10 protein-coding genes and 2 tRNA genes are annotated in these 12,764 nt (G+C 62.6%); 4 read left to right on the top strand and 8 right to left on the bottom strand.

Annotated elements, in window-relative coordinates:
- Window positions 1-58: 58 nt before the first annotated feature.
- The 6 genes from rplI to rnr form a co-directional block, all read right to left on the bottom strand.
- A complete protein-coding gene (gene rplI, locus IFT98_RS09125) occupies window positions 59-505 on the bottom strand; it encodes a 50S ribosomal protein L9 (RefSeq protein ID WP_122480360.1) in 447 nt (148 codons plus the stop codon).
- A 21-nt stretch (window positions 506-526) separates the two neighbouring features.
- Window positions 527-1,423, bottom strand: coding sequence for a hypothetical protein (locus tag IFT98_RS09120; protein WP_192048126.1), 897 nt, complete (start codon window positions 1,421-1,423; stop codon window positions 527-529).
- Window positions 1,424-1,461: 38 nt separating this feature from the next.
- Complete coding sequence (rpsR, locus tag IFT98_RS09115) at window positions 1,462-1,692, bottom strand: 30S ribosomal protein S18 (RefSeq protein WP_008368574.1); 231 nt, start codon at window positions 1,690-1,692, stop codon at window positions 1,462-1,464.
- A gap of 28 nt (window positions 1,693-1,720) precedes the next feature.
- Window positions 1,721-2,146: a 30S ribosomal protein S6 gene (gene rpsF / locus IFT98_RS09110; protein WP_056844368.1), complete on the bottom strand. Its 426-nt coding sequence runs from the start codon at window positions 2,144-2,146 to the stop codon at window positions 1,721-1,723.
- Between the two features lie 234 nt (window positions 2,147-2,380).
- Window positions 2,381-3,130 (bottom strand): 23S rRNA (guanosine(2251)-2'-O)-methyltransferase RlmB, encoded by a 750-nt coding sequence (gene rlmB / locus IFT98_RS09105; protein WP_192048125.1) that lies wholly within the window; start codon window positions 3,128-3,130, stop codon window positions 2,381-2,383.
- A complete protein-coding gene (gene rnr, locus IFT98_RS09100; RefSeq protein WP_192063051.1) occupies window positions 3,127-5,772 on the bottom strand; it encodes a ribonuclease R in 2,646 nt (881 codons plus the stop codon). The genes rlmB and rnr overlap by 4 nt, the downstream gene beginning before the upstream one ends.
- Before the next feature lie 226 nt (window positions 5,773-5,998).
- Here rnr and IFT98_RS09095 point away from each other — a divergent pair.
- The 4 genes from IFT98_RS09095 to IFT98_RS09080 all read left to right on the top strand — a co-directional run bounded on the left by IFT98_RS09095 (window position 5,999) and on the right by IFT98_RS09080 (window position 9,178).
- Window positions 5,999-6,085 (top strand) — tRNA-Leu (locus IFT98_RS09095).
- Between the two features lie 186 nt (window positions 6,086-6,271).
- Window positions 6,272-6,358 (top strand) — tRNA-Leu (locus IFT98_RS09090).
- Window positions 6,359-6,611: 253 nt separating this feature from the next.
- Window positions 6,612-7,628 (top strand): extracellular solute-binding protein, encoded by a 1,017-nt coding sequence (locus IFT98_RS09085; RefSeq protein WP_192048123.1) that lies wholly within the window; start codon window positions 6,612-6,614, stop codon window positions 7,626-7,628.
- Window positions 7,625-9,178 carry an ABC transporter permease gene (locus IFT98_RS09080; protein WP_192048122.1) on the top strand — a complete coding sequence of 518 codons (1,554 nt, stop codon included), beginning with the start codon at window positions 7,625-7,627 and terminating at the stop codon, window positions 9,176-9,178. Before IFT98_RS09085 ends, IFT98_RS09080 begins: the two co-directional genes overlap by 4 nt.
- A gap of 182 nt (window positions 9,179-9,360) precedes the next feature.
- On the opposite strand, the gene IFT98_RS09075 is transcribed toward IFT98_RS09080, so the two are convergent.
- Window positions 9,361-11,295, bottom strand: a complete 1,935-nt coding sequence (locus IFT98_RS09075; protein WP_192048121.1) for a methyl-accepting chemotaxis protein — start codon at window positions 11,293-11,295, stop codon at window positions 9,361-9,363.
- 141 nt (window positions 11,296-11,436) lie between these two features.
- A complete protein-coding gene (locus IFT98_RS09070) occupies window positions 11,437-12,726 on the bottom strand; it encodes an adenylosuccinate synthase (protein ID WP_192048120.1) in 1,290 nt (429 codons plus the stop codon).
- Window positions 12,727-12,764 lie beyond the last annotated feature (38 nt).

The raw sequence follows: 12,764 nt of genomic DNA, 5'->3' as shown, positions 1-12,764 counted from the left end.
ACCTGTGAACAGGTCGTGCCCGATGTTAAACCGCCTGGCACCAGAGGTGCCAGCCGACTTATGCAGCTACTACGACAACGCGTACGGTAGCTTCAACGTCGCTGTGCAGGTGCACGGCTACGTCGTATTCGCCAACGTTACGGATGGTGCCGTTCGGCAGACGCACTTCAGACTTGGCCACTTCCACGCCGGAGGCGGTCAGGGCGTCAGCGATGTCGTGGGTGCCGATCGAACCGAACAGCTTGCCTTCGTCGCCAGCGGTGGCAGTGATGGTCACTTCCAGCTCGGCCAGTTGGGCAGCACGCGTTTCGGCCGAAGCCTTCTTGTCGGCAGCTGCTTTTTCCAGCTCGGCGCGACGCTCTTCGAACGCAGCCAGGTTGGCAGCGGTCGCAGCGGTAGCCTTGCCGAATGGCAGCAGGAAGTTACGACCGTAACCGGCCTTAACATTTACCTTATCGCCCAGGTTGCCCAGGTTGGCGACTTTTTCCAGCAGGATCAGTTCCATTTGGTATAAACCTCTTAACTTTTAACCTTCACCGTTCGCGGAATCGCTATCGGTACCTTTCGGCCCGATGCGGCCGCGAAAATCAATCAGGCTGTCGACAATGGCCAGGACCACGAGCAACGGATAGATCAGCTGCATGAACAGCACGAGCGTGACGTACATCCCCACGAGCCAGAACCTGCCCAGCTTGCCCGCCTTGACCAGCCCATGCATCAGGGCCAGCCCGGCGAACACCAGCGGTACGCTGCACAGCGGCGTCAACATGGCCATCTGAGGTCCGAAGTTCGGACCGATGAGCATGCACGCCAGCAGCAGTACCGCCGGCCAGAGTGGAATGCGAATGGCGCGAAACTCGCGGCCAAAACCACCCGGGTTGTACAACGCCGCCTGCCAGTAACGCCCCAGTATCAGGGCTGCCACGCTGACGACTTGCAACAAGGCCGCTATCAAACCGTTTAGCACCGGCGCAATGAGGCTGCCAAGGTTGGCCCGCTCCTCTACCGACATCTGCTGGTAGAGACCACCGAGCATCTGCGGCAGACGTTCGTTCAACGCCTGCGCCAACGCTTCGATGGGTTCGCGAAACACAACGCCCAACAACACTCCGTACACCAGCCCCAGCGCTATGCTGGCCAGCAGCACGCGATTCCAGGCCCACCCCGCGCGCAACAGCGCCGCGAGCCCCAGTGCGCCCAGCAACACCATCAAGGTGCGCGGTTCACCGAAGTACCACCAGGCCAAGGCCGGCAGCAGAGCCCAGATGAGGACACCAATGGCGTCACTCATGCCGCGCCGCAGGTACACCAGGCACGCTGCGGCAGCACTCAACCAGAACAACAGCGGCAATGCCGCGCATCCGACCACTACCAGAGTGGCCTGCATGCGACCGCGCATGATGAAATCAGCCAGGGCACGCATGCGTATCTATCCTTTTACTGCGTATCGACAACCCGGTCTCAGCGGCCGTGGCTGTCGGTGTAGGCCAGCAGGGCCAGGAAGCGGGCGCGCTTGATAGCGACGGCCAGCTGACGCTGATAACGAGCCTTGGTACCGGTGATACGGCTTGGAACGATCTTGCCGGTTTCGGATACGTAGGCTTTCAGAGTGTTGAGATCTTTGTAGTCGATCTCCTTCACATCTTCAGCGGTGAAGCGGCAAAATTTACGACGACGGAAGAAACGTGCCATGTAATGGGCTCCTCAAAAGGTCCGTGGATTACTCGTCAGCGTTATCGCTGGCGTCGCTGTTGTCGCTGTCATCGCCATCGGCGTTGTCAGAGTGCTCAGGACGGTCACGACGCTCACGGCGCTCGCTGCGGTTTTCTTCTGCCTTGAGCATCTCGGACTGGTCGGTGACGGCTTCGTCGCGACGGATGACAAGGTTACGGATCACGGCATCGTTGTAGCGGAAGTTGTCTTCCAGCTCGGCCAGGGCCTTGCCGGTGCACTCAACGTTCAGCATCACGTAGTGAGCCTTGTGAACGTTGTTGATGGCGTAGGCCAGTTGACGACGGCCCCAATCTTCCAGACGGTGGATCTTGCCGCCGTCTTCTTCGATCAGCTTGGTGTAACGCTCAACCATGCCGCCGACTTGCTCGCTCTGATCCGGGTGGACCAGAAAGATGATTTCGTAATGACGCATGAATGCTCCTTACGGGTTGTAGCCTGCCGCCAGAGCGGTCAGACAAGGAGTGAATGACACTGTGTGTCTTGCCTTGTGGCTTGTCGATAGAGGCGCACGAGTGCACCAGCCATCACGGCAAGGGGCGCAATTGTAGAGAAGGGGGTGGGGGGAAGCAAGGGGATTGGTGAATATTTGAACAGCAGTGGCGTCGCAGCCGACCCCTTCGCGAGCAGAGGGGCCGGCCCGGGTGGATCATTTCTTCTTGGCGTTACGCTGACGAACCGCTTCGAACAGACAGATACCGGTCGCCACCGACACGTTCAGGCTGCTCACGCTGCCCGCCATCGGCAGTTTCACCAGGTAGTCGCAGTGCTCGCGGGTCAGGCGACGCATGCCCTTGCCTTCGGCGCCCATGATCAGGATGGTCGGCCCGGTCATGTCCTGCTGGTAGATCTCGTTTTCCGCCTCGCCGGCGGTACCCACGACCCACAAGCCACGCTGCTGCAGTTTTTCCAGGGTACGCGCCAGGTTGGTCACGGCCACCAACGGAATTACTTCTGCCGCGCCGCAGGCCACCTTGCGCACGGCCGGGGTCAGGGTGGCGGACTTATCCTTTGGCACGATCACGGCCAGCGCTCCAGCCGCATCGGCGGTACGCATGCAGGCACCCAGGTTGTGCGGATCGGTCACGCCATCCAGGACCAGCAGCAACGGCGGGCCCTCGGTGCGATCCAGCAGTTCGTCGAGCATCGCTTCGCCCCACACCTGGCTCGGACTGACCTCCGCCACTACACCCTGGTGGACGCCTTCGACCCATGCATCCAGCTCACGCCTCTCGGCCTGGCCAACCGCCACGCGATTCTGCGTTGCCAGCTCTACCAGGGTCTGCACCCGCGGCTCGCTGCGGCCATCGGACAACCAGATCTGCTTGACCCGCTTGGGGTGATGACGCAGCAACGCCTCCACGGCGTGCACGCCATAGATCTTTTCCAACTGACTCATGACTTGGCCTTGGGCTTGCGGCTACCCGACTTCGATGGACCCTTGCGGTGCTTGGTCGCCTTGGCATCGCCTCCGCCACCCGCGCCACCAGTACCGCCATTGCGGCTGCCGGAAGCCTTGGTCGAGCCGCCCTTGGCCGCGTCGGCAAGCAGGGCCTTCTTCATTTCCCGGCTCTTGCGCACCTCGGCGTTCTGCGCGGCGGCATCGGATGCCCGATAGACCTCGTCGCTGTCGGCCTTGCGCGCCTTGCTCGGGGCAGCGCTGCGCTTGGCGGCGGCAGCGGCTGGCTTCTCGGCGGGGGTCTTTTCGACCGCAGGCGTGGTCGGGTAGCTCTTGGGCTTGCCGGCCGGCGCGTCGGCCTTGCGGTTCTTGCGCCCGATCGGCTGGTTCAGCGTTGCCTCGCCAATGCCGAAATCGATCTTGCGCTCGTCCAGGTCGACCCGCATGACCTGCACTTCGACCGTGTCGCCCAGGCGGAAATTACGCCCGGTGCGCTCGCCGGCCAGGCGATGGTGGATCGGGTCGAAATGGTAGTAGTCGCCCGGCAGCGCGGTGACGTGCACCAGGCCTTCGACGAAGATGTCGGTCAGTTCGACGAACAGGCCGAAACCAGTCACGGCAGTGATCACGCCCGGGAAGGTTTCGCCTACGCGGTCCTTCATGAACTCGCACTTGAGCCAGTTGACCACGTCACGGGTGGCTTCGTCGGCGCGGCGCTCGCTCATCGAACACTCTTCGCCCAACTGTTCCAGCGCCGCTTCGTCGTACGGATAGATCCGCGCCTTGGGAATGGTCGGAGCACCGGCGCGCTTGACGTGCGGGGTGTCCTGCTTGGAATGGATCACACTGCGGATCGCCCGGTGCGTGAGCAGGTCGGGGTAGCGGCGGATCGGCGAGGTGAAGTGGGTGTACGCCTCGTAGTTCAGGCCGAAGTGACCATGGTTGTCGGCGCTGTACACCGCCTGGCTCAGAGAGCGCAGCATGACGGTCTGGATCACGTGGAAGTCCGGGCGACCCTGGATGGTTTCCAGCAGCGCGCGGTAATCCTTGGGCGACGGACCGTCCTTGCCCTTGTTCAGCGACAGGCCAAGCTCGCCAAGGAAGGCACGCAGTTTTTCCAGACGCTCCGGGGGCGGGCCGTCGTGGACGCGATACAGAGCAGGGATCTCGTGTTTCTTGAGGAACTCGGCAGTGGCCACGTTGGCCGCCAGCATGCATTCCTCGATCAGCTTGTGGGCATCGTTGCGGATGGTCGGCTTGATCTCGGCGATCTTGCGCTCGGAGCCGAAGACGATACGGGTCTCCTGGGTCTCGAAATCGATGGCACCGCGCACGTGGCGCGCCGACAGCAGCACCTTGTACAGAGCATACAGCTGCTTGAGATGGGGCAGCACATCGCCGAACTCACCGCGCAGGGTCTTGGCTTCGCTGCTGCGCGAATGCTCGAGCAGGGTGCTGACCTTGTTGTAGGTCAGGCGCGCGTGGGAGTGGATCACGGCTTCGTAGAAGCTGTAGTCGGTCATCTCGCCGGTCTTGGAGATGGTCATCTCGCAGACCATGGCCAAGCGGTCGACATGGGGGTTCAGCGAACACAGGCCGTTGGACAGCTGCTCGGGCAGCATCGGAATCACGCGCTCGGGGAAGTACACCGAGTTGCCACGTACCTGCGCCTCGGTATCGAGCGCCGAGCCAAGCTTCACGTAGCTGGACACGTCGGCAATGGCGACATACAGGGTCCAGCCGCCGTTGAACAGGCGCAGCTTGCTCTTGGCTTCGCAATAGACGGCATCGTCGAAGTCGCGCGCGTCTTCGCCGTCGATGGTCACGAACGGCAGATGACGCAGGTCGATGCGTTTCTCCTTGTCCTTGTCTTCCACCTGCGGCTTGAGCTTGGCGGCCTCCTTGAGCACGGCCTCTGGCCATACGTGGGGAATGTCGTAGGTACGCAGGGCGACGTCGATTTCCATGCCGGGCGCCATGTAGTTGCCCAGCACTTCGACGATGTCACCCTGAGGCTGGAAGCGCGCGGTTGGCCAGTGGGTGATCTTCACCCCGACGAATTGGCCGATCTTCGCGGCGCCGTGGCGACCGGGGGTGATCAGCACTTCCTGCTGCACCTTGGGGTTGTCCGGTGTCACGAAACCAATGCCGCCTTCTTCGAAGTACCGGCCAACGATGGTTTCATGGGCACGCGACACGACTTCGACGATCACGCCTTCACGACGGCCGCGACGGTCGAGGCCGGAGACTCGGGCCAGGGCACGGTCGCCATCGAACACCAGACGCATCTGCGCCGGGCTCATGAACAGGTCGTCGCTGCCGTCGTCGGGGATCAGGAAGCCGAAACCATCGCGGTGGCCGCTGATGCGGCCGGCGATCAGGTCCAGCTTGTCCACCGGAGCATAGGTGCCACGACGGGTGTAGATCAGTTGCGCATCGCGCTCCATGGCACGCAAGCGGCGGCGCAGGGCTTCCAGCTGGTCCTCGGTGGTGAGGCCGAACTCGTCCACCATCTGCTCGCGGCTGGCGGGAGAGCCGCGCTCGTCGAGGTGCTTGAGGATCAGCTCACGGCTGGGAATGGGGTTTTCGTATTTTTCCGCTTCACGAGCGGCCTCGGGATCGAGGGTCTGCCAATCGGCCATTAGAGAGAATTCACCTTGTCTATATAGGCGTTAGTTTGGCATACGCGTATTGAAACGGGAAATTTCAGGCGCTGCCTGCCAGTTAAAAGCCCTGCCCCGAGGTCGAAAACAGTGTCCGGGACGCCACTGGAGAATTTTAGTCGATTTTTCTTGCCATGGGGGTTTACAGCGTAAAGAGCGCTCCGTATAGTGCGCGCCATCGACAACGCACAGCGTTGCAGATGCTGCCCAGATGGTGAAATTGGTAGACACGCCAGCTTCAGGTGCTGGTGACCTTACGGTCGTGGAAGTTCGAGTCTTCTTCTGGGCACCAATTCAGGACACGAGATTACATCAATCTTGTGCCACTCACAAAAGCCCGCGAAAGCGGGTTTTTGCGTTTCGGGCCTTTGTCAGGCAGTTGGATGTTTTGAATTAACAAAATCAAAACAGGGGTTTACAGATCAAAAAGGCGGTCGTATAGTGCGCCCCATCAACGGCGTACAACGCTGCTGATGCTGCCCAGATGGTGAAATTGGTAGACACGCCAGCTTCAGGTGCTGGTGACCTTACGGTCGTGGAAGTTCGAGTCTTCTTCTGGGCACCAATTCTTTACAAGAACCCGCGAAAGCGGGTTTTTGCGTTTCTGGCACCCCAAAATCTCCCCACCATTCTCCCGTAGGAGCGGTCCGTGGCCGCGAAACAGGCGACGCGGTCTTCCCGATACACCCCAAGGCGCCCTTCACGGCCGATGAACGCTGCTACGGAGATGCCTCGTGTGGATCCGGAAAGCCACCTGAGAACTTATATCGTTTACAATTGTTTCAAGATTCCGCTGTCCTGCCGTAAGGAAGTTGCTCATGCCCACACGAACTCCCCAGTCCCTTTTTCGCGCACTGGCTGCATGCCTGCTGAGCACGGCACTGGCCGCCCCGTTGGTCCAGGCCGCCGACAAGGTCGAGCTGACCCTCTACAACGGTCAGCACAAGGAAATAGGCGAGGCCATTGCACAAGCCTACGAGGCCAAGACCGGGATTCACGTCAATGTCCGCAAGGGCAGCAGCAATCAATTGGCCAGCCAGGTAATGGAAGAAGGCGAACGCTCTCCGGCGGACCTCATCTACACCGAAGAGTCGCCCCCTCTGAACAATCTGGGCGAGAAAGGCTTTCTGGCCAAAATCGACGCCAGCACCCTGAGCATGCTGCCGCCTGAATACGTCGCCAAGGACGGTTCGTGGATGGGTGTGACCGCTCGCGTTCGCGTCGTGGCCTACAACCCAAAGCTGATCGACGAGAAAGACCTGCCCGAAACGGTCCTGGAATTCGCCGAGCCGCAATGGCAGGGCAAGGTCGGTTTCGTGCCCACCAGCGGCGCCTTCCAGGAGCAAGCCGTGGCCATCATCAAGCTGCACGGTCGCGAAGCCGCCGAGGAATGGCTGACCGGTCTGCGCGCCTTCGGCAAGACCTACACCAACAACATGGTCGCTCTCAAGGCGGTGGAAAACGGCGAAATCGCCACCGTTCTGGTAAACAACTACTACTGGTTCGCACTCCAGCGCGAGAAAGGCCAGCTCGACTCCAAACTGCATTACTTCAGCAACGGCGACGCCGGCGGCCTGATCACCATTTCCGCTGCTGCGGTCCTCAAGTCCAGCAAGCATCCGCGCGAAGCCCAGGCGCTGCTCGCCTACATGGCCAGCGAGGAAGGCCAGCGCGTCATCACCCAGACCACTGCCGAGTACCCACTGCACAAAGGCATGGTCTCGGACCGTGGCCTGAAGCCGTTCGAAGAATTGCAGGCCCCAGCCATCACCCCAGCGGACATCGGCAATGCCGAGGACGCCCTGGACCTGGAACGGGACGTCGGCCTGAATTGACCACTTCTCTCGTCGTGCCTGCAGGGCGGCGCAAGCGCCCCTCGATCTGGGTGCTCGTACCCGTCCTGCTGCTGGTCGGGCTGAGCCTGCTGCCTCTGCTCTACGTTGGCCTGAAGGCGTGGCAAGCCGGCCTGCATGAAGCCATCAGGCTGCTGTGGCGCCCCTACGTGCTGCGTTTGCTGGGCAACACCCTGATGTTGATGGCCGGCGTGACGGCGGCCTGCGTGATCATCGGTGTGAGCCTGGCCTGGCTGCTCGAGCGCAGCGACCTGGCTGGCCGACGTCTCTGGGGCGTGATCCTCTGCCTGCCGTTCGCGGTGCCCGCCTTCGTCAGCGGCTTTACCTGGGTTTCGCTCAGCTCGCGATTCGAAGGATTGGGCGGCGCCATTCTGGTGATGACCTTGTCGAAATACCCGCTGGTGTTTCTGCCGGTCGCCGCCACGTTGCGCAACCTGGACACCTCTCTGGAGGAATCGGCGCGTACGTTGGGGCAGAACCGCACGGGGGTGTTCTTCAAGGTCACGCTGCCGCTGCTGTGGCCGGCGGTGCTGGGCGGGGCGCTGCTGATCGCGCTGCACATGCTGGTGGAGTTTGGCGCCCTGTCGATCCTGGGGTTGCAGACCTTCACCACAGCGATCTATCAACAGTTCGAACTGGAATTCAGCAACACCAATGCGGCAATGCTGTCGGCGCTGTTGCTGGTTCTGTGCCTATTGCTGCTGTGGCTGGAGCTGAAGGTTCGTGGCAATGCGCGTCACATTCGCACCGGTCAGGGCGCAGCCCGCCGTGCAACCCCTTTGCGGCTCGGCGCCTGGCGCGTGCTGGCGCAGTTGTGTTGCCTGCTGCTGGTGGTCGTTGGCAGCGGGGTGCCACTGGCCATGCTTGGCTATTGGCTGCTGAAAGGCTCGTCGGCGGCCTTTCCCGCAGCGGCCATCGGCGAGGCACTGTTGACCTCGCTGTCATTGGCTCTGGGGGGCGCGGCCCTGTGCCTGGCGCTGGCATTGCCCGTGGGCCTGCTGGTGGTACGCCACCAGGGCCGCCTGGCCATCTGGGCAGAACGCTTGCCCTACCTGCTGCATGCACTGCCTGGGCTGGTGATCGCTTTGACGCTGGTGTATTTCGCCCTGCACTACGTTCCGGCGATGTACCAGACCACAGGGCTACTGTTGCTGGCCTACGCGCTGCTGTTTCTGCCCCTGGCGCAGGCGCCGGTGCGTACTGCCCTGAACAAGGCCGCGCCTGCGCTCGAAGAAGCGGCACGTACCCTGGGCGCCACGCCGTTCACCGCGTTCTGCCGGGTGACTCTCCCGATCATCTTCCCGGCAATGGCGGCGGCATTCGCGCTGGTGTTCCTCGATGGCATGAAGGAACTGACCGCCACGCTGGTGTTGGCCCCAACTGGCATGACGACGCTGGCAACCGAGGTGTGGTCGCACACCTCGAACATGGAATTCGCCGCCGCCGCGCCCTACGCGGCACTGCTGATCCTGATTTCCGGCGTGCCGGTGTACCTGCTCACCACCCGTATGTACCTGAACCGCACAGAGTGAAGCCACGCAATCCTGTAGGAGCGGTCCGTGGCCGCGAAAGGGCACCGCGGTTCGTCAGACAGACCGCAGCGCGGCCTTCGCGGCCGATGACCGCTCCCACAGAGAAGCCACGCAGTCCTGTAAGAGCGGTCCGTGGCCGCGAAAAGAGCGCTGCGCTTCGTTAGAAACACCGCAGCGAGGCCTCAGGCGCGGAATTGGCCCAGGCTGGCTTTGAGCTGGGCAGCGAGCTTGTCCAGTTCCCGGCTGCTGGCCGTGGTCTGCTGTACGGCGAACGCTGCTTTTTCTGCCTGGGCGTGAATCACCTGCACCCTGCCCTTCACAGCCTGCGCGCCTCGTGCCTGCTGTTCGGCAGCCTGCGTTGCCAGGCCGATCGCCGAGTGCACCTGCTCGACCGAAGCCTGCACCGCCTGCTGCAACCGCGCGCTGTCGCGCAGCACCGCCAGCCCTTCGTCCGCCTGCCGTCCGGCCTGGCCGATAGCCGCAACCGCCTCCCGCGCACCGGCCTGCAGCGCGCCGATATGGGCCTGGATATCGCCGGTCGAACTCTGCGTCTTGCTCGCCAGAGCACGCACCTCATCGGCGACCACAGCGAAACCGCGGCCGGTCTCACCAGCCCGCGCCGCCTCGATGGCGGCATTGAGCGCCAGCAGATTGGTTTGCTCGGCGATCCCATGGATCACTGTCAACACCACTTCGATCTGCTGGCTCTGCTCGGCCAGGCGCTCGATCACTTTGGAACCGTTCTGTACCTGGCCGGCCAGCGCCTCGATCAGACCTCCGACCTGTTCCGAGGCACGGGTATTGTCGTCCGTGGCCTTGCGGATCTGCGCCACCTGCTGCAAGGCCGACTGCATCGCCTGACTCTCCGCCTGAGCTTCATCGGCCATCTGCGACAGGTCGTGCAGGCTCTGCGCCACTTCATCGCGCTGCAGTTGGGCGGCGTCATCGGCGCCGGCGTTGCGCTGAGCCATGCTGCCGATTTCGACGCCGGTCTTGTGCGCCACCTCGCCCGCCTCGCGAACGATAGGCTGCAGCTTGTCGACAAACCGATTGACCGCCGCCGCCATGTCGCCGATCTCGTCACGGCTGTGGATCGCAACCCGCTTGGTCAGGTCACCCTCACCCGCAGCCAGGTCGTCCAGCGCGCCGACCAGCAGACGCAGGCGGTGCACCACGCGCCGCCCCAGTACCGCGGCCAGCACCACCAGCATGACCATGCCGACCAGGGCCAGACACAGCCCGATGCGCCAGCGCAACTGCGCCGCAGCGGCCTGCACCGTGCTGTGGGTATTGGCCTGCATGGTCGCCGCCGCCGATTCCGCCGACTGCAGACGCGCCTGCAGCGCCTTGGCACTTTCGGCCGAAGCCCCTTGCAGACTTTCGCCCACCAACTGCCCTGCACTGGCAATCAATGCCGCGAAGCGCTTGTCCAGCTCGGCCACCTCGGCCTCCACACCGGTGCGCGAGACAGCCATCAACACCCGGCCGATCTCTGCGCCATTGGGGTTGATCGAGGCCTCGACATAGATCACCGCCGGATCCGTCTTGGCCGCATTGAGTACCTTGTCCAAGGCTCGCTCACCCGCACCCTTGGCCAGCAGCGCCTGGTTGATGGGGTTGTCGCGGTTCAAGTAGCGGGTCAAGTGCTCGCCCTGAGCGTCGTTGTAGATCACGAACAGTACGTTGGGATTGCGCTGGGCGCGGCGGGCGAACTCGGAAAGCGTCGGCACATCGTTGTCCCACATTGCCCGCGGCGCGACGGAGGCCAGCAATTCGGCCATGTCGGTGGCCGATTCCTGCAGGTCCTTGTCCAGCGTGGCGCGGATCTGCGCCTGCTCGCCGGTCAGACGCGCCGACAAACCGGCACTCAGGCGCTGGCGGGTATTGTCCGAAAGACTCTCGAGGCCGGAAGACACTTCCGCGCTCGCGCTTTGCAGCTCGCCCGTCAGCCGTTGACTATCCTGAGCCATGCGACGGTCCAGGTCCGATTCAAGCGCGGTGACCGTGCTTCGGGTCAGCGCAATGGCGGCCAGCACCTGCACCAAAAGAGCGATGCCCAAGGCGATGAAGACCGGACGCAGCAAACTGCTGCGCAGAAGAGAAAGGACAGCGGACATGTGAATCCCCTTTTTATTGACGCCATTCTGATGATGGCGCCTGATTGAGGACTCACACAGCAAAGGCCGTGCCGAGGTTTGCCCGTTGCTTGAACGACAAAGGGCCCCGAAGGGCCCTGTGCTGTGTTGCGCGAACCGCTGTCAGCCGAACGGATGACGCAGCACGATGGTTTCGTTGCGGTCTGGCCCGGTCGAGATGATGTCGATCGGTGCGCCGATCAGCTCCTCGACACGCTTGATATAGGCACGAGCGTTGGCGGGCAGCTCTTCCAGGGTTTTGGCACCCACGGTCGACTCGCTCCAACCCGGCACTTCTTCGTACACGGGCTGCAGGCCCACGTAGCTGTCAGCGTCCGTAGGGGCTACGTCCTTGCCTTCTGCATCTTTGTAACCGGTGCAGATATTGATGGTTTCCAGACCATCGAGTACGTCCAGCTTGGTCAGGCAGATGCCCGAAATGCTGTTCACGTCGATAGCGCGGCGCAGGATGACAGCGTCGAACCAGCCACAACGACGAGCACGGCCGGTGGTCGCGCCAAATTCGTGGCCCTGTTTGGCCAAGTGCGCACCGACTTCGTCGAACAGCTCGGTCGGGAACGGACCCGAACCGACACGGGTGGTGTACGCCTTGGTGATGCCCAGGATGTAGTCCAGGAACATGGGACCCACGCCCGAGCCGGTCGCAACGCCACCCGCGGTGGTGTTGGAACTGGTCACGTACGGGTAGGTACCGTGATCAATGTCCAGCAGCGAACCTTGGGCACCTTCGAACATGATGTCCTTGCCGGCGCGACGCAGGTCGTGCAGTTCGGCAGTCACGTCCAGCATCAGCGGCTCGAGCAGCTCGGCGTATTCCTTGCACTCGGCCAGGGTCTTTTCGAACTCGATGGCCGGCTCTTTGTAGTAACCCACCAGCATGAAGTTGTGGTAGTCCACCAGCTCACGCAGCTTGTCTTCGAAGCGCGGCATGTTGAGCAGGTCGCCCACACGCAGGCCGCGACGGGCAACCTTGTCTTCATACGCGGGGCCGATGCCGCGACCGGTGGTGCCGATCTTCAGCTCGCCGCGGGCCTTTTCGCGGGCCTGATCCAGCGCCACGTGGAAGGACAGGATCAGCGGGCAGGACGGGCTGATACGCAGGCGCTCGCGCACCGGTACGCCTTTCTCTTCCAGCTTGGTGATCTCACGCATCAACGCGTCAGGTGCAACTACCACACCATTGCCGATCAGGCACTGGACGCCTTCGCGCAGCACGCCCGACGGGATCAGGTGCAGGACGGTTTTCTCACCGTCGATGACCAGCGTGTGGCCGGCGTTGTGGCCGCCTTGATAGCGCACCACCGCGGCCGCATGTTCGGTCAGCAGATCAACGATCTTGCCTTTGCCCTCATCACCCCATTGGGTGCCCAGGACTACGACATTCTTACCCATAACACTTGTCCTCATTCGCGCAAACTTGGTGCCGGCAG

This window comes from Pseudomonas sp. CFBP 8770 (assembly GCF_014841705.1).
Classification (GTDB): Bacteria; Pseudomonadota; Gammaproteobacteria; order Pseudomonadales; family Pseudomonadaceae; genus Aquipseudomonas.
The sequence above is the reverse complement of the archived record's forward strand: the minus strand, read 5'-3'. Positions and strand labels throughout refer to the sequence as shown.

Coding starts and splice junctions, on each gene's coding strand:
- rplI (WP_122480360.1), bottom strand. CDS start 505: ATGGAACTGATCCTGCTGGAAAAAGTCGCCAACCTGGGCAACCTGGGC.
- IFT98_RS09120 (WP_192048126.1), bottom strand. CDS start 1,423: ATGCGTGCCCTGGCTGATTTCATCATGCGCGGTCGCATGCAGGCCACT.
- rpsR (WP_008368574.1), bottom strand. CDS start 1,692: ATGGCACGTTTCTTCCGTCGTCGTAAATTTTGCCGCTTCACCGCTGAA.
- rpsF (WP_056844368.1), bottom strand. CDS start 2,146: ATGCGTCATTACGAAATCATCTTTCTGGTCCACCCGGATCAGAGCGAG.
- rlmB (WP_192048125.1), bottom strand. CDS start 3,130: ATGAGTCAGTTGGAAAAGATCTATGGCGTGCACGCCGTGGAGGCGTTG.
- rnr (WP_192063051.1), bottom strand. CDS start 5,772: ATGGCCGATTGGCAGACCCTCGATCCCGAGGCCGCTCGTGAAGCGGAA.
- IFT98_RS09085 (WP_192048123.1), top strand. CDS start 6,612: ATGCCCACACGAACTCCCCAGTCCCTTTTTCGCGCACTGGCTGCATGC.
- IFT98_RS09075 (WP_192048121.1), bottom strand. CDS start 11,295: ATGTCCGCTGTCCTTTCTCTTCTGCGCAGCAGTTTGCTGCGTCCGGTC.
- IFT98_RS09070 (WP_192048120.1), bottom strand. CDS start 12,726: ATGGGTAAGAATGTCGTAGTCCTGGGCACCCAATGGGGTGATGAGGGC.